This window comes from Paraburkholderia gardini, from assembly GCF_907164575.1.
Lineage (GTDB): Bacteria > Pseudomonadota > Gammaproteobacteria > Burkholderiales > Burkholderiaceae > Paraburkholderia > Paraburkholderia gardini.
Genome location: NZ_CAJQYY010000006.1, coordinates 84,143 through 108,375 on the forward strand (window position 1 = coordinate 84,143; position 24,233 = coordinate 108,375).

The 24,233-nt window shown below is 64.4% G+C and carries 19 protein-coding genes; 9 read left to right on the plus strand and 10 right to left on the minus strand.

Features of this window, described 5'->3' with window-relative positions:
* The 7 genes from LPA34_RS06735 to LPA34_RS06765 all read right to left on the minus strand — a co-directional run bounded on the left by LPA34_RS06735 (nucleotide 1) and on the right by LPA34_RS06765 (nucleotide 7,187).
* Entirely contained in the window at nucleotides 1–831 is an 831-nt protein-coding gene (locus LPA34_RS06735) for a YhfC family intramembrane metalloprotease (RefSeq protein ID WP_228976267.1), read from the minus strand.
* Between the two features lie 60 nt (nucleotides 832–891).
* Complete coding sequence (locus tag LPA34_RS06740) at nucleotides 892–1,938, minus strand: LacI family DNA-binding transcriptional regulator (RefSeq protein WP_228976269.1); 1,047 nt, start codon at nucleotides 1,936–1,938, stop codon at nucleotides 892–894.
* Entirely contained in the window at nucleotides 1,935–2,903 is a 969-nt protein-coding gene (locus LPA34_RS06745) for a 2-hydroxyacid dehydrogenase (protein WP_228976271.1), read from the minus strand. The genes LPA34_RS06740 and LPA34_RS06745 overlap by 4 nt, the downstream gene beginning before the upstream one ends.
* A gap of 4 nt (nucleotides 2,904–2,907) precedes the next feature.
* On the minus strand, nucleotides 2,908–4,194 hold the full coding sequence (locus LPA34_RS06750; protein ID WP_228976274.1) for an MFS transporter: 1,287 nt from the start codon (nucleotides 4,192–4,194) through the stop codon (nucleotides 2,908–2,910).
* A gap of 57 nt (nucleotides 4,195–4,251) precedes the next feature.
* Nucleotides 4,252–5,253 (minus strand): sugar kinase, encoded by a 1,002-nt coding sequence (locus tag LPA34_RS06755; protein WP_228976276.1) that lies wholly within the window; start codon nucleotides 5,251–5,253, stop codon nucleotides 4,252–4,254.
* 92 nt (nucleotides 5,254–5,345) lie between these two features.
* Nucleotides 5,346–6,110: a sugar phosphate isomerase/epimerase gene (locus LPA34_RS06760; protein ID WP_228976278.1), complete on the minus strand. Its 765-nt coding sequence runs from the start codon at nucleotides 6,108–6,110 to the stop codon at nucleotides 5,346–5,348.
* Nucleotides 6,111–6,281: 171 nt separating this feature from the next.
* The gene (locus LPA34_RS06765; RefSeq protein ID WP_228976280.1) at nucleotides 6,282–7,187 is read right to left on the minus strand and encodes a LysR family transcriptional regulator; all 906 of its coding nucleotides are present in this window, start codon (nucleotides 7,185–7,187) and stop codon (nucleotides 6,282–6,284) included.
* A gap of 117 nt (nucleotides 7,188–7,304) precedes the next feature.
* Here LPA34_RS06765 and LPA34_RS06770 point away from each other — a divergent pair, with 117 nt between their 5' ends.
* The 6 genes from LPA34_RS06770 (at nucleotide 7,305) to LPA34_RS06795 (ending at nucleotide 13,600) form a co-directional block, all read left to right on the plus strand.
* A complete protein-coding gene (locus LPA34_RS06770; protein WP_228976281.1) occupies nucleotides 7,305–8,399 on the plus strand; it encodes a YeiH family protein in 1,095 nt (364 codons plus the stop codon).
* Between the two features lie 231 nt (nucleotides 8,400–8,630).
* Nucleotides 8,631–9,362 (plus strand): glutathione S-transferase, encoded by a 732-nt coding sequence (locus LPA34_RS06775; RefSeq protein ID WP_228976283.1) that lies wholly within the window; start codon nucleotides 8,631–8,633, stop codon nucleotides 9,360–9,362.
* Nucleotides 9,363–9,438: 76 nt separating this feature from the next.
* Complete coding sequence (locus LPA34_RS06780; RefSeq protein ID WP_228976285.1) at nucleotides 9,439–11,172, plus strand: ClcB-like voltage-gated chloride channel protein; 1,734 nt, start codon at nucleotides 9,439–9,441, stop codon at nucleotides 11,170–11,172.
* 149 nt (nucleotides 11,173–11,321) lie between these two features.
* Nucleotides 11,322–12,659 carry a C45 family autoproteolytic acyltransferase/hydolase gene (locus LPA34_RS06785; RefSeq protein WP_228976288.1) on the plus strand — a complete coding sequence of 446 codons (1,338 nt, stop codon included), beginning with the start codon at nucleotides 11,322–11,324 and terminating at the stop codon, nucleotides 12,657–12,659.
* A 311-nt stretch (nucleotides 12,660–12,970) separates the two neighbouring features.
* Entirely contained in the window at nucleotides 12,971–13,252 is a 282-nt protein-coding gene (locus LPA34_RS06790; RefSeq protein ID WP_228976289.1) for a hypothetical protein, read from the plus strand.
* A gap of 117 nt (nucleotides 13,253–13,369) precedes the next feature.
* A complete protein-coding gene (locus LPA34_RS06795) occupies nucleotides 13,370–13,600 on the plus strand; it encodes a DUF2795 domain-containing protein (RefSeq protein ID WP_228976291.1) in 231 nt (76 codons plus the stop codon).
* Nucleotides 13,601–13,672: 72 nt separating this feature from the next.
* Here the strand turns inward: LPA34_RS06795 and LPA34_RS06800 are convergent, their stop codons facing one another.
* The gene (locus LPA34_RS06800) at nucleotides 13,673–14,302 is read right to left on the minus strand and encodes a TetR/AcrR family transcriptional regulator (protein WP_228976293.1); all 630 of its coding nucleotides are present in this window, start codon (nucleotides 14,300–14,302) and stop codon (nucleotides 13,673–13,675) included.
* Nucleotides 14,303–14,563: 261 nt separating this feature from the next.
* On the opposite strand from LPA34_RS06800, the gene LPA34_RS06805 reads away from it, so the two are divergent.
* Genes LPA34_RS06805 through LPA34_RS06815 form a run of 3 tightly spaced genes read left to right on the plus strand, consistent with a single transcriptional unit; the run spans nucleotide 14,564 to nucleotide 20,327 of the window.
* Nucleotides 14,564–15,670 carry an efflux RND transporter periplasmic adaptor subunit gene (locus LPA34_RS06805; RefSeq protein WP_228976478.1) on the plus strand — a complete coding sequence of 369 codons (1,107 nt, stop codon included), beginning with the start codon at nucleotides 14,564–14,566 and terminating at the stop codon, nucleotides 15,668–15,670.
* Nucleotides 15,667–18,837: an efflux RND transporter permease subunit gene (locus tag LPA34_RS06810; RefSeq protein WP_228976294.1), complete on the plus strand. Its 3,171-nt coding sequence runs from the start codon at nucleotides 15,667–15,669 to the stop codon at nucleotides 18,835–18,837. The genes LPA34_RS06805 and LPA34_RS06810 overlap by 4 nt, the downstream gene beginning before the upstream one ends.
* A 2-nt stretch (nucleotides 18,838–18,839) precedes the next feature.
* Nucleotides 18,840–20,327, plus strand: a complete 1,488-nt coding sequence (locus LPA34_RS06815; RefSeq protein WP_228976297.1) for an efflux transporter outer membrane subunit — start codon at nucleotides 18,840–18,842, stop codon at nucleotides 20,325–20,327.
* A 120-nt stretch (nucleotides 20,328–20,447) separates the two neighbouring features.
* On the opposite strand, the gene LPA34_RS06820 is transcribed toward LPA34_RS06815, so the two are convergent.
* Together LPA34_RS06820 and LPA34_RS06825 are read right to left on the minus strand one after the other, a co-directional pair.
* A complete protein-coding gene (locus tag LPA34_RS06820) occupies nucleotides 20,448–21,326 on the minus strand; it encodes a lipid A biosynthesis lauroyl acyltransferase (RefSeq protein ID WP_228976299.1) in 879 nt (292 codons plus the stop codon).
* A 269-nt stretch (nucleotides 21,327–21,595) separates the two neighbouring features.
* Nucleotides 21,596–24,082, minus strand: coding sequence for a penicillin-binding protein 1A (locus LPA34_RS06825; RefSeq protein WP_228976301.1), 2,487 nt, complete (start codon nucleotides 24,080–24,082; stop codon nucleotides 21,596–21,598).
* Nucleotides 24,083–24,233 lie beyond the last annotated feature (151 nt).

The following is a 24,233-nucleotide window of genomic DNA, read 5'->3' on the forward strand; positions in this document are numbered from 1 at the left end:
TTACTGCCCGAAGGTTTCAGTTGATTGAACAGGGTGCGACGGGCGACGGAACAGCTTGACCAGCATGGCCGCCACGCCGATAGCCACGACCACATAGACGCCGTCGACCGCGACAAGCGGCAGCAGGTGTGCCTGAAACAGCGCGGCGGGCAGGTCGACCGCCGCGTGCGCGACGATCGCGAGCGGCAGGATCGCCTTCCACCCTGCCCGCACGCCGTGCCACATCAGCACCGACAACGCGATCTGGAACACGAGCGCAGCCACCCGTTCGACCGCGAAAATGCCAGCCGTCGCGGGCGACAGGCTCGCGAGCACCAGATGGATGCGCATCAGCGAATCCGGCGGCAGGTTCGACAGATGCGCGGCGAGTTCGCCGCGGTTTTCGAAGACGGCGAACACGATCCACTGTATCTGCACCAGCACGCCGACGAGCCACGCTTCGGCGCCGCCGTGACCGATCCCGTACGACAGCGCGGTGCTATTCGTACCCGCCGACGGCGCACCCTTCTTTAACGCACGCTTGAGCAGCAGACGCATCGCGATGAAGCGCCCGGTTTCCTCGCAGATGCCGGCAGCGAACGCGCCGTAGATCACGAACATGACCGGATTCGACAGCAGCGCCGCCGTGGCTTCGTTCTGCTGCAGCACGAACGCGTTCAGTGCGCGCTCGATCACCATCGCGAAGAACGCGAAGGCGGCGATGCCCGCGATCGCGTCGCGGCGGTCGAGCGCAAGCGGCGTGCGGTAGCGGCGATACAGCAGGATGGGCAAAGCGGCGACGAAGAGCGTCGCGAGCGCGAGACATGTGAGGGTGAGCGGTGCTACGACCATGAGCTTCCTTGCGATAACCGGCGCGCACCCGCTGCGCGCCACAGACCGCATGATCGCAGATCAGCGCCCGGTTGACCCGCGCACGATCAGTTCGCCCGCGAGCAGACAGTTCCGCGCGACCTCGGTCGCGCCGTCGATACGCTGGCTCAGGAACTCGACGGCGCGGTAGCCGATGTCACAGGTCGGCTGGCGGATCGTCGAGATGCCGGCCAGTTCGGCCCAGTCCGGATCGTCGAAAGAAAGCAGCGCGACGCGCTCGTGCCAGTGCGCGCCGTAGCGCGCCTTCAGATGCAGCGCGACCCGCAGCGCCACCGGCGCATTCGCCGTGAACCACGCGATGCGCCGGCCGGCTGCGGCGGCGGCATCGACGGCATGGTCGAGCGCAGCGAGCGCGTGCTGAACAGCGGCTTCATCGCCGAGATCGAGTACGACCGTCAGGCCGTGCGCGCCGCTCGCTTCGCGCATCACGTCGCCGAACGCCGCCTCGCGCTGACGGCGCGAACTGATGTTGTCGAACGGCTGCACGATAAAGCAGATTTCGTCGAAGCCGCGTTCGAGCAGATGGCGTGTACCCAGTTGCGCGGCCGCCGTGTTGTCGAGACCGACCATGTCGGCCTCGAGCCCATCGACGCTGCGGTCGACCAGCACGGCCGGAATACCGCCACCGCCCAGCGGCCGCAGTATTTCCTCGCCCACGCCCAGTGCATTGACGATCACGCCTTCCACGCGATACGTGGTCAGCAGCGCAAGAAAGCGGCGCTCCATTTCGACTTCATTCGCCGCGTGACAGATCAACGGCATATAGCCGAGTGCGTGGCACGCGGCTTCGACGCCCTGCAGCACCTCGACGGTATACGGATTGGTGAGATCGGCGACCAGCATGCCGATCAGCCGGTTGCGCCCGCGCTTGAGACCGCGCGCCATCTGGTTCGGCTGATAGTCGAGGCGCGCGATCGCGGCTTCGATACGCGCGCGCAGTTCCGGCGACAGCACGTTCATCTCGCCGTTCAGATAGCGCGAGATGCTGGTCTTGCCGGTACCGGCTTCGCGAGCGACATCGTTGATCGTGGCGCGTCGTGGTGCCATCGTGCGAACGGGTGTGCTCATGCGCCCAGCACTTCACGGTTGACGATGTTCGTGCGCAAGGTGCCGTCGAGCGCCGCGACGAGGTTTTCCGCCGCGCAGCGGGCCATCGCATGGCGCGTCTCGTGCGTCGCCGAACCGATGTGTGGCAGCGCGACGACGTTCTTCATCGACAGCAGCGGCGAATCCGCCGCGAGCGGCTCCTGTTCGAACACGTCGAGACCGGCGCCGTGAATCGTGCCGGCCTTCAGTGCCTTGATGAGCGCGGCTTCGTCGACGGTCTGGCCGCGCGACGCGTTGATCAGAATCGCGCTCTTTTTCATCGCCTTGAGTTCGGCCGCGCCGATCAGATGATGCGTTTCCTGCGTGAGCGGCACCTGCAGGCAGACGAAATCGGACTGCGCCAGCAGTTCGGCGAGTTCGACGCGCACGGCGCCGTACGCCTGTTCCGCGTGTTCATTCGCGCTGCGGTTCGTGTAGAGCACGCGCATGTTGAAGCCGGACGCCGCGCGTCGCGCAACGGCACCGCCAATGCGGCCGAGCCCGACGATGCCAAGCGTCTTGCCCTGCACGTCGACACCGAAATGCTCCGCGCCGATGCTGTGCTTCCACTCGCCGGCCTTCACGTAATCCGCCAGTTCGACCACGCGCCGGGCCGTTGCCAGAATCAGTGAGAACACCGTATCGGCCGTCGATTCGGTCAGCACGTCGGGCGTGTTCGCGAGCAGGATGCCGCGGCGCGTGAGATCCGCGACGTCGAAGTTATCGAAGCCAACCGAAATCGTCGCCAGCGCTTTCAGCCGTGTTGCGCCTTCGAGCATCGCCGGCGTGATCCTGACGCTCGCGCCGATCGCGCCGTCGGCGTCTTTCAGCGCGGCGACGAATGCGTCGTGCCGCGCGGCGTCGGCTTCGGCGACGTCCGCGTGTTCACGCAGATACGTCATGACATCGGCAGGCAACGGCTTGTACGCGACAATCTTTTTCTTCATCGACTCATTTTCCTTGTAGCGGTGTTGCGAGCTTGCGTACAGATCGCGTGGATTGCGGCTTGACGGCGAGCGTCAGGATCACGGCGGCAACGAGCGCCACGCTCATGAACGCATATGACGCCGCCGGCTTTCCGGTCGCGCCGTTCAGATAGCCGACCACATACGAACCGACGAATGAACCGAGCGCGCCCATGCTGTTGATCAACGCCATCGCGCCACCCGCGACGTTCTTCGGCAGCAGTTCCGGCACGATCGCGAAGAACGGGCCATACGGCGCGTACATCGCGGCGCCCGCGATCACCAGCAGCGCGTACGACATCCAGAAGTGCGTCGAGCCGAGCGCATACGAAGCCGCGAACGCGATCGCGCCGATCAGCAGGAACGGCCACACGAACGCCTTGCGCGCGTTGAGTTTATCCGAAGCCCACGAGGCCGCGAGCATCGCGATCGTCGCGGCCAGATACGGCAGCGCCGACAGCCAGCCGGTTTCGACCATGCCGAACGTCGAGCCGTTCTTCAGGATCGACGGCAGCCACAGCACGAAACCATAGACGCCGATGCTCCAGCAGAAATACTGCGCGCACAGCTTGATCACAGCCGGCGTGCGAAACGCCTCGCTGTAGTTGCGCACCGGTTTGATCGCGGCCTGCTCGGCGCGCAGCGTGTCGTCAAGATCCTTCTTTTCCTGCGGCGAGAGCCACGATACCTGTGCCGGCCTGTCCTGCACGATGAACCACCAGATCACCGCCCAGACGATCGCCGGCACGCCTTCGGCGATGAACATGTGACGCCAGCCGAACGAATGCACGAGATAGCCCGACACCACCGACATCCACAGCACCGTCACCGGATTGCCGAGAATCAGGAACGTGTTGGCGCGCGAGCGTTCGCTCTTGCTGAACCAGTTGCTGATGAAGATGAGCATCGCGGGCATCACGGCGGCTTCGACGATGCCGAGCGCGAAGCGGATCACCATCAGCGACGGAATGTTGCTGACCATGCCGGTGAGCGCGGCGCAGCAACCCCACAGGATCAGGCTCCAGAACACGAGCTTCCTGACGCTGCGCCGTTCGGCGTAGATCGCGCCCGGAATCTGGAAGAAGAAGTAGCCGAGAAAGAACAGCGCGCCGATCAGCGACGACAGCCCCTTGCTGATGCCGAGATCCTGATTGATGCCGGCAGCGGACGCGAAGCCGAAGTTCGCGCGATCGAGATACGCGAGACTGTAGGTGATGAAAACGATCGGCATGATCGTCCACCAGCGGCGGATCGCAAGCGATGAGGTGGTCATGGGTGTCTCCTTGATCCCCGTTGAAATGGATGGGCGTGTCGCGCCTTCGTGCACGTTCTAATGCAGCGTCTGCGACGCCGTGCGTGCGGATTCCCGTGTTGCAGCCAGCAGGCGACCGCTTTCCAGCGCGTCGAGTTCGACGCGCGTGGGCAACCCTTCCGAATCGCCGGTCACCTGAATCGCGAGCCCGCCGATGCGATTGCCGCGCGCGACGGCCTCCGGCATCGTGCGCCCTTCCAGCAGCGCGCTGATGACGCCCACCGCGAAGCCATCGCCCGCGCCCACCGTGTCGACGACGTTCGCCACCGGTTGGGATGCGATCACGCCCGCATCGTCGGCGGTGCGCAGATACGCGCCCTTCGCGCCGAGCTTGATGACGACGCCGCGCGCGCCCTGATCGAGATAGAAGCGCGCGATGTCTTCGGGCTTCGTGTAACCAGTCAGGATCTCGCCTTCGCCGATGCCGGGCAGCACCCAGTCAGCGTGCGCGGCAAGCGCGTTCAGCGTGGCGATCATCGTCTCGCGCGAAGGCCATAGCGTCGGGCGCAGGTTCGGATCGAACGAAATCGTCTTGCCGGCCGCGCGCATTTCCTTTGCCATATGAAAGGCCAGTTCGCGCGACGAATCGGACAGCGCGGGCGCGACACCCGTGAGGTGCAAATGGCGTGCCTGCAGCACGTAGTCGGCCACGTAGTCTTCAACCGATAGATGACTTGCCGCCGAACCCTGGCGGAAATATTCGACGGCCGGATCGCTGCCGTCGTCGTTTTTCGACTTGAGCTGGAAGCCGGTCGGATAGCGCGCGTCGGTCGTGACGCAGCTCGCGTCGATGCCTTCCTTCGCCAGCGTGTCGCGCACGTACTGGCCGAACGAATCGTCGCCGACCCGGCTCATCCAGCCCACCTTGAAACCCAGGCGCGACAGGCCGATCGCGACGTTCAGGTCGGCGCCGGCGATGCGCCGCGTAAAGCAGGAGACGTCGGAGAGTGCGCCGGTTTCGGCCGCGACGAACATCGCCATCGCCTCGCCATAGGTGATGACATCGAGTACCGGTTTCATTGAAAAATATCCTTGCTGTACTGCACGTTCTGACCAAACCACGCGGTGAAGCGCCGGTGCGGCCCTGGGTGAAATTGCGATGCTTTACGACACTATGCGGCCGCAAGCCAGGCGACATAGCGCGAAGCGTCGGCCTGAAGGCTGGCGGTGTCGAACGGAAATTCGATGCCGCGCGGCACGTGGCGCGGCAGAAGCGGCAGGACGGCCGCGCAGACGGGATCGTCGGGGGCGGGCGCGACCGCGAAGCGTCGTGCGCCCTCGCCCGTCACCGCCTTGCAGTGAATGTATTCGACATGTGGCGCGAGCTGCCGCGCGGCTTCGAGCGGCGCTTCGCCGGGCCATTGCCAGTTGCCGATATCGAACGTCATGCCGAGCACATCCGGATAGCCTTCGCGCTCGAGGGCCGCGAACAGCCCGACGAACTGCGCGAGCTGGCCGCCTGCCTTCATCTGCCCGTTTTCGACGACAAGACGGAGGTTCGCGCCGCGCAGACATCCGGCGATCGCGGCGGCGCGCGCTTCGTGCGCGAAGCCGCCGAGCTGCAGCTTCACGAAGCGTGCGCCGAGCGCCTCGCCTTCGGCGATCGTGAGACGCAGCGCGTCCAGATCGAGCGCGCCTTCGGCGGTGTACAGCGCGTCCGGTGTCGACCAGACCGACCACATGCCGAGTGCGGCGATCGCTTCGCCAAGATCGTTCAGGACGTCTGGCGCGGTGTCTTCTTCGGCGTTGAACAGTTCGCGCCGCACTTCGAAGGCGGACGCGCCGGCCGTTGCCGCCGAACCCAGCCACGCTTGATGGCCGTCACGCCGGATGGCGTCGGCGCCGAATGCGCTCGCTACGATCACGATGTCGGGCATGTCGATTGACCTCTGTTTCCAGCGGTTCCTTGATCATTAACAATGGAACCGGTTCCATAATGGGTTCTGAAAAAAGCGCCTGCGCGCCTCGTTGGAGAAATACTGCGCTTCGCAACTGCCCGGCGCCATAGTGGAAATCCCCTGGAACCGGTTCCGAAGCGCGTGGAACGGTCAGTCGACACCGGAAAGGCACAGCACCAGGAAGCGCTCCGCGACGCGCGACGGCGCGCTCGCGTGCGGAATCAGGATCGAGAAATGGCGGGTCAGCGGCTCGGGCGCGAGCGAGAAGAGCCGCAGCACGTTGTCGTCGTGGCGCATCGACATCGCCGACACGAAACCGATGCCCATCCCTGCCCGCACGGCCTCCTTGACGCCCTCCACGCCCGCGATCTCCAGCGCGACGCGCATCGGCACCGCAGCGCGCGCGAACGCGCGCTCGACCATCTGCCGCACGCCCGAGCCCGTTTCGCGCAACACGAGCGTGTGCTCGCCGAGTTCGGCGAGCGTCACGTGACGCCCAGCCGCCGGCACGCTCTCGCGCGCTGCCGCGAACGGATGCGTGCGCGGCATGATCGCGACGATCTCGTCTTCACGCCATGGATGGACGGCGGTATCGGGTGGCAGACCGGTGCCGACCGGCCCTTCGACCATCGCGATATCGACCGATGCCAGCGAACCGACGATGTCGGACGTATTGCCGTCGGCCGTATGGATCGAGACTTCGGGATAGCTCCGGTGAAACGCAGCGATCAGATACGGCAGCAGATAGCTCGCCGGCGTCGTGCTGGCGCCGATGCGCAGCGTGCCGCGTTCCATGCCGCGTAGCGCATCGCGATACGCATGCGCCTGCTGCCAGGTGTCGCGCAGCCGGGCCGCATAGCTTGCCAACTGCTCGCCCGCCGGGGTGAGGCGCACGCCGCGCCCGTCCCGCTGATAAAGCGCCTCGCCGAATTCATCCTGCAATTGCCGCAACTGGCCGGACACCGCCGGCTGCGACAGATGCAGCGCAAGCGCCGCCCGGCTGATGTTCCGGTGCTCGGCGACGACAGCGAACGTTATCAGTTGGTCAGGGGTCATGGAGACTAAATATCAGCTAATCCGATATTTTACGTCGCAAATGACGATTTTTCATATCGATATATCTAAATTAGGATTAGGCCATCGCATCGAACCCGTTCATTGACGGCACATCTCATGTCCACGGCCTCCCCCTCCGTTTCCGCTTCAGCGCTGGCCCGCAAGGCGCCATCCACGCGCGGGCAGCTCAACGGCATTCTCTTTGTCGCGCTGTTCGCGGCGGCGGTCACCAGCATTTCGTCGCTGCCGTTCATCGCCGGGCTCGGCATGAGTCCGTTGATCATCGGCATCGTCGCAGGTGCGGTCTACGGCAATGTGCTGCGCGACGGCATGCCGGAAAGCTGGGCTGCAGGCGTCAACTTTTCGGCGCGCAAGCTGTTGCGCATCGCGGTGGCATTCTTCGGGCTGCGCGTGAGTCTTCAGGAAATCGCCCAGGTCGGCCTGCCGGGTCTGGTGGAATCGGTCCTGATCGTCGTCAGCACGCTCGTGATCGGTACATGGGCCGGCATGAAACTGATGAAGCTCGATCGCGACACCGCCATGCTGACCGCCGCCGGCAGCGCGATCTGCGGTGCGGCCGCCGTGCTCGCGTTCGAATCGACCTTGCAGTCGAAGCCGCATCAAAGCGCGATGGCCGTGGGTAGCGTGGTGCTGTTCGGCACGCTCTCGATGTTCCTCTACCCGGTGCTCTACCATGCGGGCTGGCTGCATCTCGACACACGCGGCGTCGGCCTCTTCTTTGGCGGCACGATTCACGAGGTGGCGCAGGTGGTTGGCGCGGCGAGCAACGTCAGCCCGGAAGCGACGCATATCGCGACGATCGTCAAGATGACCCGCGTGATGCTGCTGGTTCCGGTGCTGCTCTCGCTGGGCGTGTGGCTCAACCGGTCGGCACGCGGTACGGCAGCATCGGGCGTAGCCGCCGACGGCACGCCGGCACGCAAGCTCGCGATACCCTGGTTCGCGCTCGGCTTCCTCGCACTCGTGATCGTCAACTCGATGCACGTGCTGCCGCAAGCCGCGACGCACACGCTGAACACGCTCGACACCTTCGCGCTGACGATGGCAATGACCGCCCTCGGCATCGAAACCCGCATCTCGCAGGTCAAACAGGCGGGCCCGCGTGCCCTGACGACCGGACTGATCCTGTATGTCTGGCTGATTGGCGGTGGACTGGGCATTACATGGGCCGTCGAGCGCTTCTTCGGCTGATACGCCCCGCCTCGCCGGTCCGACCGGCAGCCCCGCTTCGTGCGGGGCTTTTTGCGTTTTTGCGCCCGCGAGCGATACGCGTGATACGCGCAGCTTCGTCTGGTTTCGCGCCTGACGCCGTCCACGCACCTCGCCGCGGTTTTTTGTCCGCTGTTCACACAACGCGGCGCGCCGGCGCGGCATACTTTCGGCTCGCGCAGTCGAACTCTCAATCCAGGCGAGGATCGATCGATGGCTTATGAACTCTTTTACTGGGACGGCCTGCAAGGCCGCGGCGAATTCGTGCGGCTGGCACTCGAAGAAGCCGGCGCCCGCTATACCGAAGTGACCCGCGCGCCGGACAGGGACGGCACCGGCGCGATGCTCGACGTGCTCAGGAGCAAAAGCGAACCGCATCCGCCGTTTGCGCCGCCGTTCCTGAAAGACGGCGATCTCGTCGTCGCGCAGACCGCCAACATCCTCATGTATCTCGGTCCGAAACTCGGGCTCGCGCCGAAGGACGAAAACCTGCGCTACGTCGTGAACGGCCTGCAGCTCACGATCGCCGACATGGTCGCCGAAGCGCACGACACGCATCATCCGCTCGCGAGCGGCCTGTATTACGAAGACCAGAAAGACGCCGCCAAAGTGCGTGCGCACGACTTCATCGACAACCGCATTCCGAAGTACATGAAATACTTCGAGCGGGTGCTGAAGCAGAACCCCGATGGCGATGCATATCTTGTCGGCAACGCGTTGACGTACGTCGATCTGTCGATGTTCCAGCTGATCGACGGCCTCCACTACGCGTTTCCGCTTGCGATGAAGCATTTCGGCGAGCACTATCCGCGTCTCGCGGCATTGCACGACGCGGTCATCGCGCGGCCGAAACTCGCCGCGTATCTCGAGTCCGACCGGCGCATCGCGCATAACGAGGCGTGCGTCTTCCGGCATTACCCCGAACTCGACAAGGCCGCGCGTTGAACGCGGCCTTGTCGACGCAACCCGCGATGCCGTGCTGGCACGCGCCGTCCAACCCTGACTCCTGCCCGTTTCTTCCGTGCTTTCATTTCTGCTGAAACTGCGCACGCGCGCCCAAAAACTGTTTCGTCTGTCCGACGCTCACACGATGCTCGTGTGGTCGGTGGTCGTCGGCGTGGCCGGCGCGTTTGCGACGGTCGCCTTCCGTGAAGGGATCGCGCTCCTTCAGCGCGCCATTTCCGGCAGCAACGGCGGCATCGTCGACATGGCGCGGCGTCTGCCCTGGACCGTGCGGATCTGGCTGCCCGCCGCGGGCGGCCTGATCGCCGGCTTCTTCCTGCTGGTCGCGCGGCGCGGCGTCGACAAAAAAAGTCATACCGACTACATGGAAGCTGTCGCGATCGGCGACGGCGTCGTGCCGGTGCGACCGAGCCTGTGGCGCAGCGTGTCGTCGCTCTTCACGATCGCGAGCGGCGGGTCGATCGGACGCGAAGGACCGATGGTGCAGCTCGCGGCGCTCTGCGCGTCGCTGATCGGCCGCTGGGTGCATTTCGACCCGCCGCGTCTGCGATTGCTGGTGGCGTGCGGGGCGGCGGCGGGTATCACGTCCGCCTATAACGCGCCGATCGCCGGCGCGTTTTTCGTGACCGAGATCGTGCTCGGCTCGATCGCGATGGAAAGCTTCGGCCCGGTCGTGGTCGCCTCAGTCGTCGCGAACATCACGATGCGCGAATTCGCGGGCTACAAACCGCCGTACGAAATGCCGGTGTTCCCGCCGGTGACGGGTGTCGAGGTGCTGCTCTTCGTCGCGCTCGGCCTGCTGTGCGGTGCGGCCGCGCCGCAGTTCCTGCGCCTGCTCGGCGTCTCGAAGGCGGCCTTTCGGCGCCTGCCGTTGCCGCTGCCCGTCACGCTCGCGCTCGGCGGTCTCATCGTCGGCATCATCTCCGTGTGGTCGCCGGATGTGTGGGGCAACGGCTATAGCGTCGTGAACTCGATCCTGCATTCGCAGTGGACCTGGACGGCGCTCGTCTTCGTGCTCGTGTTCAAGCTCGTGGCGACCGCGGCGACCGCGGGCTCGGGCGCGGTCGGCGGGATTTTCACGCCGACGCTCTTCGTCGGCGCCGTACTGGGCTCGCTGTTCGGTCAGGGCATGCATGCGCTGTGGCCGCACGGCACGTCGGCGCCGTTCGCGTATGCGATGGTCGGCATGGGGGCGTTCCTCGCGGGCGCCACGCAGGCGCCACTGATGGCGATCCTGATGATCTTCGAGATGACGCTCTCCTACCAGGTCGTGCTGCCGCTGATGCTCTCGTGCGTGGTGGCGTACTTCGTGTCGCGCGCGATCGGCAAGACGTCGATGTACGAGATCACGTTGATGCGCAACCGTGACGAACAGGAACGCATGCGCCTGCGCGCAACGCAGATGCGCGAGCTGATCAAGCCGGCTGAAACCATCGTGCCGCTCAAGGCGACCGTGCATGACATGACGCGTGTGTTCCTCGAATATCCGGTGAAGTATCTGTATGTGATCGACGACGCCGGGTGCTTCCTCGGCGTCGTCGCGCTGAAGGACATCACGTCCGATCTGCTCGACAAACACGACACCTCGACGCGCACCGCCGCGCACTACCTGCAGCCCCATTTCGATGTGCTGACACCCGACATGCCGCTTGGCGACGCGCTGCAGCATTTCATGGCGTTTCAGGGCGAACGGCTGCCGGTGGTCGAGAGCACCGCGTGTCCGACGCTCGCAGGGGTCGTATACAAGACATCACTGCTCGATGCGTATTTCCGGATGAACCCCACGCGCTGACGCAGGCGTCTCGCACACCCGGTAGCAAAGCGCGGCATATTTTCTAGAATGGAAAAGAGCCGTGCAGCGTGCCGGCCTGCTGTTGTCTTCGGTCGACCGGGCGCGCGCTGCGCGGATAACCGTGAGCGCCATTTCGACCCGGAGCGAAGATGAGCGACCCGTCAGGCGATGCCGTCCGCCGCGATCAGGCCGGCTGGATTTTCCTGCACATCGAGGGCGAGCCGTACGATCGCGGTGAGCAGCACGGCCAGCTCCTCGCGGCCGAGATCCGGCATGCGATCGACACTGCCCGCTACCTCGCGAAGTGGGACACCGGCGAAGACTTCGACACGTTCGTCGATGCCGCCGTGGCGCAGTTCGCGCCGCGCCTCGACACCGAATTCGCCGACGAAATCCAGGGCATCGCCGACGGCGCGAAGCTGCCGTTCGCCGACGTGCTGGCATGGAACGGCTACATGGACCTGCTGCAAAGCTGGTGGCCAACTCACGCGGCGCAACAGCAGCCGCGCCTCGGCCTGAAACCGTGGCGCGGGCGGCGCGGCCATCATTGCAGCGCGTTCATCGCGACCGGCGACGCCACCCGCGACGGCCGCATCGTGATGGCGCACAACTCGTGGGACCGCTACGCCGCTGGCGACGCCTTCAACGTCGTGTTCGACATCGTTCCGGATGCCGGCCACCGGATCCTGATGCAGGGTCTGCCCGGCTGCATCTCGAGCCTGACGGATTTCTGGATCACGTCCGCCGGCCTGATGGTGACCGAAACGACGATCTCCAGCTTCGCGGGCTACAACGCCGCCGGCGCGCCCGAGTTTTACCGCTCACGGCGCGCGACCCAGTATGCGAACAGCATCGGCGAATGGTGCGAGAGGTTCGCGGTCGCGAACAACGGCGGCTACGCGAACAGCTGGCTGCTTGGCGACGTCAAGACGGGCGAGATCGCCCGCTACGAACTCGGCCTGCAGTTTTCCGGCTTCGAAAGCACGAAGAACGGCTTCTATAGCGGCTACAACACCGCGACCGACCTGAAGATCCGCAACCAGGAATGCGTCGGCGAAGGCGACGATTACACCGACGTGCGCAGGAACGGAGCGCGTCGCCTGCGCTTCATGCAACTGGCTGAACAGCATCGCGGCAAGATCGATATCGACGTCGCCAAAGCCATGATCGCCGATCATCACGACGTCTATCTCGACCGCAGCGACAACCCGTGCTCGCGAACGATCTGCGGGCATCTGGAACTCGACGACCAGCGCTTCGGCGGCTCCGATCACGGTCCGTTCAACCCGTGGGGCGCGAACGACGGCAAGGTCGTCGACAGCGAAATGGCGCGCGACATGGCGTTCTGGGCGCGCTGGGGTCACCCGTGCGGCCGGCCGTTCGACGCGCAGGCCTTCATGCAGCGCCATCCGCAATGGAACTGGCTGAACGGATACATGCGCGACCGGCCGTCCTGGCCGTGGACGCAGTTCGACGTGCTGCGCTAGCGCATTGCCCGGCCGGCGCCCAGCCAGTCCGGACCGGTCGCGCAAAACCGGCGCGAAATTCCCGCACCGCAACACGCATTCCGCATGATTGCTCGCAACTGAACGTCAGCCGTTTGCGAAGATTGCAAAAGTCTCCCGGTTTCGCGCGGTTTTGTCGTTTTTGCTGCGGCGTGTGGGCGAATTGCGTCCTAAGATAGTAAAAGGCGCCCCGTCTTCGCGGTCCGCGCCAGGCGGGTGTCAGGCTGCGGGATACCGCCATGGCACAACGCTTGCTGCAGCCTCTGTGCTGCAAGAGCAAAGGAGCTCGGGCGATGAAAATCTCGACGCTATTGACCATGGTGACGCTGTCGGCCTCGTGTTTCGCCGCGCCGGTTCACACGGCCTATGAAAACCCGGCGGCGGGCGCCGCGGGCGACCCTGACGGTTCCTCCCCGGCGGCGCTTGCGGCAAACGCCGCGCCGGTCGCACCAGCGGCGCCGGATGTGGCCGCGATCGACGGCAGCAAGACGCAGCACTGGGAGTTCATCGCGCTGCCGAAGTCGAAACACCCCGATCGCGGCTTTGTCGCGAAGAACGAGCATCTGCAGACCTGAGCGCCCGTTGCACCGGGTTGCCGCCTGCAAGTGCGGGAAGCGCGGGCTTCAGCATCACGCATCGGGTGCGGCGCCGCGGGTCGGGCACAGGTATTAATTAGAACAAGGACCTCGCGCATGACCGGCATCCCTATTCCCGACGAATCGCTCGATATGCAGATTACCGACATCCTGCAGACCATTTCCTGGCCCGTGAACAAGGACGCGCTCGTTGACGCCGCGCGCGAGGCCGGCGCAAGCAATGAAGTGCTTTCGATGCTCGACGGCCTGCCCGAGCAGGACTACGCCGATGTGAATGCGGTGACGAAACTGATTGGCAGCAACTACGGACCAGGACTCGGAAGCTGAGTAACTCAAGCCTGAGCGCCGCTAACCCGGCAGGCGCTCAGAAGCAGGACGCAAAACGGCGTGGAGGCAAGTTCAGAGCACCTCGTCCGCGCTCCTGCCGAACACCACCCGCGCGAAAAACTCCGAGAGCACCGTTTCGACCATGTGATCGGTGATGTGCTGCGGATCGGCCGTATAGAACGACTGCACCCCGTCGCAAAGACCGAAAAGACCGAGCGTCAGCGTTTCAGGCGGCAGCGACAGCGGCGTGCCGGCACGCACCGAAAACTCCTGGATGTACGCCGCCATCTGTTCGCGCTTCTCGCGCATGAACTCGTTGAAATTCGTGCGAAAGCGCGCGTCGCGCGCCGACAGCAGCTTGGCTTCCACCCACAACAGAAAGCACTTGTTGTCGAACGGCAGACGCCGATAGAACGTCAACACGCGCTTTTCCATCCCTTCGCGCGTCGACTCCCCTTCGAAGATGCTCTGCAGATCGGCCTGCATCTGTTCGTGATCGCGCCGCAGCAGTTCCAGGAACACCTCGGGCTTGCTGTGGAAGTTCGAATAGAACGCACCCCGCGTGTAACCCGCTGCGTCGGCGATGTCCTCGACACTCGTCGCGACAAATCCCTTCTTCATGAACATGGCGAGCGCGGCGTCAAGCAGGCGCTCGCGCGTCTGGTCCTTGCTCTGCTCGCGTGTGAGGCGTTTTCGTTTCATCGGCGGAGTCTAGCATCCAGGAGTAATTGATCCAGCTTTGCATTCAGATACACATATGCATTAGAATCCATACCAATATTTGAAGCAAGCGTCCCGCATCTCCTTTTTGATCCGCGTCCGCTGGCCACATCCGCCGCCTGTCGCACCCTGTTTGCTGTCCCTGTTCGCCACGTCAGTCCTGGGGTTATCGTGAATCGTCCTGGCTTTAGCGCGCCGGCTTCGCCGCGCAGGCAGTCCCATCAGCACGCAGGTTTCGCGCCGTTGCGCACTGCTGCGCTCGTCTCCGTATTGAGTGCCGTGACGGTGCTCAGCGCCTGTCACCGCAATGAAGTTGCCGCACCCGCGCCGCGCCCGGTTGTCGCGCAGGCGGTTCATCCGGACGGCCATCCCGTTTCCGCCACGCTGCCCGGCGAAGTGCAGGCGCGTTATTCCACGCCGCTGTCGTTCCGGATCGCGGGCAAGATCATCGAACGGCACGTGCGGCTCGGCGATGTCGTGAAGAGCGGCGAGGTCGTCGCCCGCCTCGACCCGGCCGATGCGCAAAAGAACGCGGCCAGCGCGCAGGCGCAACTCGAAGCCGCGAAGTCGCGTGCGGTCTACGCGAAACAACAGTTCGACCGCGATCGCGCCCAGGCGCGCGAGAACCTCATCTCGCAGGCGCAGCTCGAACAGACTGAAGATGCCTACACGTCGGCCATCGCGCAGCGCGATCAGGCACAGCAACAAACCGCGCTCGCGCAGGACCAGCTGAAGTACGCCACGCTCACGGCCGATCACGCCGGCGTCATCACGGCGGAACAGGCCGATACGGGCCAGAACGTGTCCGCGGGCCAGGCCGTCTATAACCTCGCCTGGACAGGTGACGTCGACGTCGTCTGCGATGTGCCCGAAAGTGCGCTCGCTTCGCTCGCGACCGGTCAGGTTGCGAAGGTCACGTTGTCCGCGCTGCCCGGCCGGACGTTTTCGGCACGCGTGCGCGAACTGTCGCCCGCTGCCGATGCGCAAAGCCGCACGTATCGCGCGAAGCTCACGCTGGAAAACCCCGGTCCCGAAGTGCGCCTTGGCATGACTGCCGACATCGCGCTCACGCAACCCGTGCCGGCGGCGAGTGCGGCAAGTTCCTTCGTCGTACCCGCTACCGCGCTGTTCCACGACGGTAACGCACCCGCGCTGTGGATCGTGCACGCCGGCGACAACAAACTCGAACTGCGTCGCGTGCAGGTCTCGCGCTACAACGAACGCACCATCGCCATTTCGCGGGGATTGAACGACGGCGACCGCGTCGTCCTGCAAGGCGTTCATACCGTGACGGCCGGCGAGCAGGTTCGCGTGATCGCACCGCTGCATCCCGAGGACTTCGCGTCATGACCGCGCCGGATTCGCAGGAAGAAGCGCGTCACGACGCCCCACAACCGGAAGACTACCGTCACGAGGAAGGCCGTTTCAACCTGTCCGCATGGGCATTGCGGCATCAGGCGCTGGTCGTGTTCCTGATCGCGATGGCGACGGCATTCGGCATCCTCGCGTACACGCGGCTCGCGCAGTCGGAAGATCCGCCGTTCACGTTCCGCGTGATGGTGATCCGCACGTTCTGGCCTGGCGCGACCGCGCGCCAGGTGCAGGAGCAGGTGACCGACCGCATCGGCCGCAAACTGCAGGAGACGCCGCAAATCGATTTCGTGCGCAGCTACTCGCGCCCGGGCGAATCGCTGATGTTCTTCTCGATGAAGGATTCGGCGCCGGTGAAGGACGTGCCGGAAACCTGGTATCAGGTGCGCAAGAAAGTCGGCGACATCGCCGCGACGCTGCCGCCAGGCATTCAGGGGCCGTTCTTCAACGACGAGTTCGGCGACGTCTATACGAACATCTACACGCTCGAAGGCGACGGCTTTTCCGCCGCCCAGCTGCACGACTATGCCGACGAATTACGCACCGTGCTGCTGCGCGTGCCAGGCGTCGGCAAGGTCGATTATTTCGGCGACCCCGACCAGCACATCTACATCGAGATCGCGAACACGCAACTGACGCGCCTCGGTGTCTCGCCGCAGCAACTGGCCCAGGCGATCAACTCGCAGAACGCGGTGTCTCCGGCCGGCACGCTGACCACCGCCGACGACCGCGTCTTCGTGCGACCGACCGGCCAGTTCAAGGACGTCCAGGCGCTCGCCGATACGCTGATTCGCATCAACAACCGCTCGTTCCGGCTTGGCGATATCGCCACGATCAAACGCGGCTACGACGATCCGGTCGCGACGCAGATGCGCTATGGCGGCAAGGCCGTGCTCGGTATCGGCCTGACGATGCAGCCTGGCGGCGATGTGATCCGCCTCGGGAAGGCACTCGACGAAAAAACCGCCATGCTGCGCGCGCATCTGCCGGTAGGGCTGAAGCTCGTCGAAGTATCGAGCATGCCGCACGCGGTCGAACATTCGGTGGACGATTTTCTCGAAGCCGTCGCCGAGGCCATCGGGATCGTGCTGGTGGTGAGCCTGATCTCGCTTGGCGTGCGTACCGGCATGGTGGTCGTGATCTCGATTCCGGTCGTGCTCGCGGTCACCGCGCTGTGCATGTACCTGTTCGATATCGGTCTGCACAAGGTATCGCTCGGCACGCTCGTGCTTGCGCTCGGCCTGCTCGTCGACGATGCGATCATCGCCGTCGAAATGATGGCAGTGAAGCTCGAACAGGGATGGAACCGCACGCGTGCTGCTGCATACGCTTACACGAGCACGGCGTTTCCGATGCTGACGGGCACGCTCGTCACTGTCTCCGGCTTTCTGCCGATCGCGCTCGCGAAATCGAGCACGGGTGAATACACGCGCTCGATTTTCGAAGTGTCGGCGATTGCGCTGATCGCGTCGTGGCTCGCGGCCGTCGTGCTGATTCCAATGCTCGGCTATCACCTGCTGCCGGAGCGAAAGCGTCAGGCGCACGAAGCGCATGGTCACGAACACGACATTTACGACACGCGTTTCTACCGGCGCCTGCGCGGCTGGATCGGCTGGTGTGTCGAACGGCGCTTCATCGTGCTGATCGTGACGGTGCTGCTCTTTATCGTCGCGATCGCCTCCTTCGCGCTGGTGCCGCAGCAGTTCTTCCCGAGCTCCGACCGGCCGGAGCTGCTCGTCGACGTGCGTCTGCCAGAAGGCGCTTCGTTCGAGGCGACGCTGCGTCAGGCACAACGCCTCGAAAAGGCACTCGAAGGACGGCCCGAAATCGATCACACGGTCGACTTCGTCGGCACGGGTGCGCCGCGCTTTTATCTGCCGCTCGACCAGCAGTTGCCGCAGCCGAATTTCGCGCAGTTCGTGATCACGGCGAAGTCGGTGGAAGACCGCGAGAAACTCGCACGCTGGCTGGAGCCGAAACTGCGCAACGAGTTTCCGGCGATCCGCACGCGCCTGTCGCGGCTCGAAAACGGCCCGCCTGTCGGTTATCCAGTGCAGTTCCGCGTGAGTGGCGACGACATCGCAACCGTGCGCTCGATTGCCGAGCGCGTGGCCGCGACGATGCGCGCCGATCGGCGCACGAGCAACGTCCAGTTCGACTGGGATGAACCGGCCGAGCGTTCAGTGCGCTTCGAAGTGGATCAGAAGAAGGCACGCGAACTCGGCGTCACGTCGGAGGACATTTCGAGCTTCCTCGCGATGACGCTCTCCGGCTACACCGTCACGCAGTATCGCGAGCGCGACAAGCTGATCAGCGTCGACCTGCGCGCGCCGAAGAGCGAACGCGTCGACCCGGCGAACCTTCTCACGCTTTCGATGCCGACGCCGAACGGCGCGGTGCCGCTCGGTACGCTGGGTCATCTGCGTAACGATCTCGAATACGGCGTGATCTGGGAACGCGACCGGCAACCGACGATCACCGTGCAATCCGATGTCGCGCCCGGCGCGCAGGGCATCGACGTCACGAACAGCGTCGACAGGACGCTGTCGCGGATACGGGCCACGCTGCCCGTCGGTTATCGCATCGAGGTGGGCGGTTCGGTGGAAGAAAGCGGCAAGGGCCAGACATCGATCAACGCGCAGATGCCGATCATGGTCATTGCTGTTCTGACGCTGCTGATGATCCAGTTGCAGAGCATCGTGCGCGTGCTGATGGTCGTGCTGACCGCCCCGCTCGGCCTGATCGGCGTGGCCGCGACGCTGCTGCTGTTCGGCAAGCCGTTCGGCTTCGTCGCCATGCTCGGCGTGATCGCGATGTTCGGCATCATCATGCGTAACTCGGTGATTCTCGTCGACCAGATCGAGCAGGATATCGCCGCCGGACACAAGCGTTTCGATGCGATCGTCGGCGCGACCGTGCGACGTTTCCGGCCGATCACGCTGACCGCCGCCGCTGCCGTGCTCGCGCTGATACCGCTGCTTCGTTCGAACTTCTTCGGGCCGATGGCAACCGCGCTGATGGGCGGGATCACGAGCGCCACGGTACTGACGCTCTTCTATCTGCCGGCGCTCTACGCCATGTCGTTCAAAGTGCGCAACGACGAGCGCGAACCGACGCCGCCCTCGCCTGCGCAATCGGGAGTCTGATCATGGCCCATGTTTTTTCCACGTACAGCATCACGCGAACGGCGGCCGGCACGCTCACCCTGTTCGCGCTCGCGGCCTGCTCGTTCGGACCCAATGGCGAGCCGCCCGCGATGCCAGCGCCGGCGCACTACGGCGCCGAGGCGCAGCCGACCCAGACCGTGCCGGCCCAGGGCGTCACGCAGCAGTTCGTGGTGGGCGCGAAGGCCGTGCCCGAGTGGTGGAAGCAGTTTCAGTCGGACGATCTGAACGCGCTCGTCGACGAAGGCCTGCGCAACAGTCCGACGCTCGCCGCCACGGACCGCAGTCTGGCCGCCGCGCGCGAGCAGTTGCGCGCGCAGATCGGCAGCTCGCTGCTGCCGTCGATCGACGCGGGCGGCCAGGCGACACGCGAACGCGCGCTGGGGATTCCCGAAGCCGGCCCGAATACGTTTCTGTACAACGTGTTTGTCGGTCAACTGCAGGCGCACTACACGTTCGACATTTTCGGTGCGGCGCGACTCGAAAACGCGGCGCTCGCCGCACGCGTGGACGTGCAGGCGTACCAGTTCGACGCGGCGCGTCGGGCGCTGGCGGCCAACATCGTGTCCGCGGCGCTCGCATCGGCAACGTTGCATGCACAGATCGACGCCACGCAGCGCCTCGTCACGCTCGCCAACGAACAGGCACGCGATACGGTGCGCCGCTACGATCTCGGCGCGGTGTCGCACAGCGATGCGCTCAGTGCGCAGCAAAGCGCGGCGTCGCTCGCGGCGAGCCTGCCGGGCCTGCGTCAGCAATGGACGACGACGCGTCACGCACTCGCCGTACTGCTCGGCCGCACGCCCGATGCCGCACCACCCGATCTCGACCTCGCGCGTATTCACGTACCTGAACAGGTGCCGGTTTCGGTGCCTTCGGATCTGCTGAAGTCGCGACCGGACATCCAGGCCGCGGATGCCACGTTGAAGGCCGCCGCTGCCGATGTCGGCGTAGCCACTGCGCAGATGTTCCCGAGTTTGTCGCTTACGGCGTCCATGGGCCAGGGCGGGTTTAGCTGGCCGGTGGCGCTGTCGGGCGCGGGCGCGATCTGGAGCATTGGCGCGTCGCTGTCGCAACCGATCTTCCACGGCGGCGCATTGCTCGCGCAGCGTCGTGCGGCGGTCGATTCTTATGAGGCCGCGACCGCGCAATACAAACAGACGGTGCTCGCCGCGTTCCAGAACGTCGCCGATACGCTCGCCGCGCTCGAACACGACGCGCAGGCGCTCGATGCGGCGAATTTCGCGGCGCGCTCGGCACGCGGCATCTTCGACGAAACGTCGGCGCGTTACCGGCTGGGCGCCGTGCCTGTGACATCGACGCGATCGAGCGAGCAGCAGTATCGCAACGCGCAACTCGATGAGATCCGTTATACGGGCGCACGGCTCAGCGATACGGCGGCGCTCTTTCAGGCGATGGGGAATCCGGTGCAGGACGTGAAACCTGCTGTTGAAGGTGTGGCGCGGAATTGACTGCGCACCGCGGTTATCCACAGATCATGTTGAAAGGGCTGTTGATAACGTTCTGACAGCACACCTAACCCGCTGATCGCAGAACACTTTTATCTGCTGCAACGAAATCAGGCCAGCGCTTCAATAGACAGCAGGTTCGCCCTCGGGACGATGTTTGAACCGCTTGTGAACCCAGTAGTACTGGTCGGGAATCCGCCGCACCTGAGTCTCCAGAAACTCGGTGATGCGACGCGCATCGATCGCCGGGTCTTCGGACGGAAAGTCGCTCAGCGCCTCGAATATCTTCAGCCGGTACCCACGGTATTCCGGCAGCACTTCGGTCACGAACGGCACCACGCGTGCATTGCCCGCCTTCGCGAGTCGCGAGACCGACGTCAATGTGCAGGCCTCGACGCCAAAGAACGGCACGAACACCGAATCGCGCAGGCCAAAATCCATGTCGGCCGCGAGCATCACCGGTTTGCCCGCACGCAGCACGCGCAACGCGTGACGCACGCTGTTGCTGCGCGGGATCATTTCCGTGCCGAAGCGGCCACGCTGACGCAGCGCCATCGCGTCGAACATCGCGTTCGACATCGGCGTGTACAGCGAGGCGACCGGGTGGCGCGTCGAGTACATCATGCAACCCGCTTCGATGCCGACAAAGTGAAAGCCCACGAAGATCGTCGGGTGCTCGTGCGCATGGGCGAGATCGATCGCACTCTCCACTTCGACGAGGCGCGCCAGCGATTTCGCGTTGCCGAACCATTGCGTGCCGCGCTCCACGAAACTGCGGATCACGTGCCGAAAGTGCGCACGTGCCAGATTTTCGCGCTCAGCCTCGCTCATGTCAGGAAAACATAGCCGCAGATTCGTGTGCACGACGCGACGACGGGAACTGGGAATCCGGTACAGCAGCGAGCCGAGCCCGCTCCCGAAACGCGCGACGATTCCATAAGGCAGGAACGCGAGCGCGCGCAACAATCCTGTGGCAAAACAGAGGAGAATGCGGTTCTTCAAAGGAGGACCCGATAAATGAGGCGTTTGGGGCAATCACGTCGTGCCTGGGCCGGAAACACCGGACACTGGAAACGCTGACCGTCTGGGCTGGCATGCACACGCCTTAACCGGGGTGAGACGCCGCGCCTGACGCGGAAATATTATCCAGCGGTGTTCACGGCAAAGGCAATAGTTACTTACCAGTGCAGATTACAGTGTGTGTCGCGCACCGAACTCCGCGGCATCCGGTGTCCGGTGCGACGCATTTCAGCGTGTTTCGCCGCTATACATCACGGCTTGTTCGATTCGAACAGGTCCAGGATCTGTTTCTTTTCGCTCGACGAAACATCCGGCGGCGTCAGGCCAGCGGGCCCCACGCCACCCACCGAGTTCGTGCCGCCCGCCAGCGGATTGGCGGCATCCATGCCAATACTCGCGACAAAACCGCTACCCGGCGTCACATCTGAATAGAACAGTTCGCCATCGATCTGCGTGACCGTATCGGGCATCGGCGGCTCTTCCTGCGGCACGCCGCGCAGCGCGCGCTGCATGTACTCGACCCAGATCGGCAACGCAAGCTGCGCGCCGAATTCACGGCTGCCGAGCGACCTGGGCTGGTCATAGCCCATCCACGCCACCGCCACGAGCGACTTCTGGTAGCCGGCGAACCAGCCGTCCTTGGCGTCGTTCGTCGTGCCGGTCTTGCCCTGCAGGTCCGAACGATGCAGCACGTTCGTGCCGGCGCCAGTGCCCGCGGTGGCTACCGAATGCAGCATGCTGTTCATGATGTACGCGTTACGCGGCTCGATCGTGCGCGGCGCATCGCGGCCGGCGGTCAACGGTTGCGCGCGTGAAATCAGCTGGCCGCGTGCATCGGTGACTTCGGCGATCAGATATGGATTGATCCGGTAGCCGCCGTTCGCAAACACCGCGTACGCGCCCGCCGACTGCAACGGCGTCACGAGCCCCGCACCGAGCGCCAGCGGCAGATACGGCGGCGTCTTGTCGACATCGAAGCCGAAGCGCTGCGTCACGAAATCCTGCGCGTACTTCGTGCCGATGAACGACAGGATGCGGATCGACACCAGGTTCTTCGATTTTTCAAGCGCGAGACGCATCGGCATCGGACCGTCCGGCTGGTCGTCGTCCTTGGGTTCCCACGCCTCGCCACCCGGCGTGGTTGCCGGGAACGACAGCGGCGCATCGTTGATGATCGTCGCCGGTCCGAGGCCCTTGTCGAGCGAGGCCGAATAGATGAACGGCTTGAAGCTGGAACCCGGCTGGCGCCATGCCTGCGTCACATGGTTGAACTTGTTCTTGTTGAAGTCGAAACCGCCGACCAGCGAACGGATCGCGCCGTCCTGCGGCTCAAGTGCGACGAGCGCGCCCTCGACCTGCGGCAACTGCGTGATCTGCCAGTTGCCCTTCGCATCGGCGATCAGGCGCACGATCGAGCCCGGCTTGATGCGTTGAGCCTGCGCGGCACGCGGGCTCAACGCCGTGGCCGCGAACTTCAGGCCGTCGCCGGTGACCGCCGCGACCGTACCGTCGACGAGCTGCGCGTTCACTTCCTTCGGCGTCGCGGCAGTCACGACAGCCGCGACGATTTCGCCGTTGTCGGGGTGATCGGCAAGCGCGTCGTCGATGGCCTGGTCGCGGTCGTCGCTGTCCGACGGCAACGCGATGAACCCTTCGGGACCACGATAGCCGTGACGCCGTTCGTAATCCATCACACCCTTGCGCACGGCCTGATAGGCCGCGTCCTGATCGGCGGAATCGATCGTCGTCGTGACGTTCAGCCCGCGCGTGTACGTTTCGTCGCGATATTGCGCGTACATCATCTGACGCACCATTTCCGCAACGTACTCGGCGTGCACGCTGTATTCGTTGCCCGACACCTTGGTGTGAATCTCTTCCTTCACGGCCTGGTCGTACTGCGCCTGCGTGATGTAGTTCAGATCGAGCATCCGTTTCAGGATGTATTCCTGACGGATTTTCGCGCGCTTCGGATTCACGACCGGGTTGTATGCGGAAGGCGCTTTCGGCAGACCCGCGAGCATGGCAGCCTGGGCGAGCGTGATGTCTTTCAGGTCCTTGCCGAAGTACACGCGCGCGGCGGCCGCGAAGCCGTAAGCGCGCTCGCCCAGATAGATCTGGTTCATGTACACCTCGAGGATCTGGTCTTTCGTCAGCGCGCGCTCGATCTTGTATGCGAGCATCATTTCGTAGATCTTGCGCGTGTAGGTCTTCTCGCTCGACAGGAAGAAATTGCGCGCGACCTGCATCGTGATCGTGCTCGCGCCCTGCGCGTTGCCGCCATGCATCAGGTCAGTCAGGCCGGCACGCAGGATACCGACGAAGTCGACGCCGCCATGCTCGTAAAAGCGGTAATCCTCGATCGCGAGCACCGCTTTTTTCATCTGGTCAGGGATATCGGCGAAACGCACGATACTGCGGCGCTCTTCGCCGAACTCGCCGATCAGCACGTGATCGGCCGTGTAGACGCGCAATGGCACCTTTGGCCGGTAATCGGTAAGCGCATCGAGCGGAGGCAGTTGCGGCCCCATCACGACGAGCGCGTAACCGGCGATCAGCGCGCCCACGACTGCCACGATGGCGATCAGGCCGATGAACCAGAGGACAATCGTCACGCCGACCGAACGGCCGCGCGATTTGTCGTCACGGGCGTCATGGCGATCTGGATGGGAGCCGGCGCGGCGGTCAGGATTCCGGTCGTTGGCCGGATGATTTGAAGGCGGTCGTTTGATAATTGGCATGACTTGTATGGTTAGCGCCCGTACTGCACGCCTTCTGCGCACGCGTCGCGCGCGCACGGATCATGGTCGTGGCAGACCGCGCATCGCGCAGGCCACACCGACGGGTTGACACATGCTGTCGAAAAGCGTCGCATTGCCCGGACAAATGAAC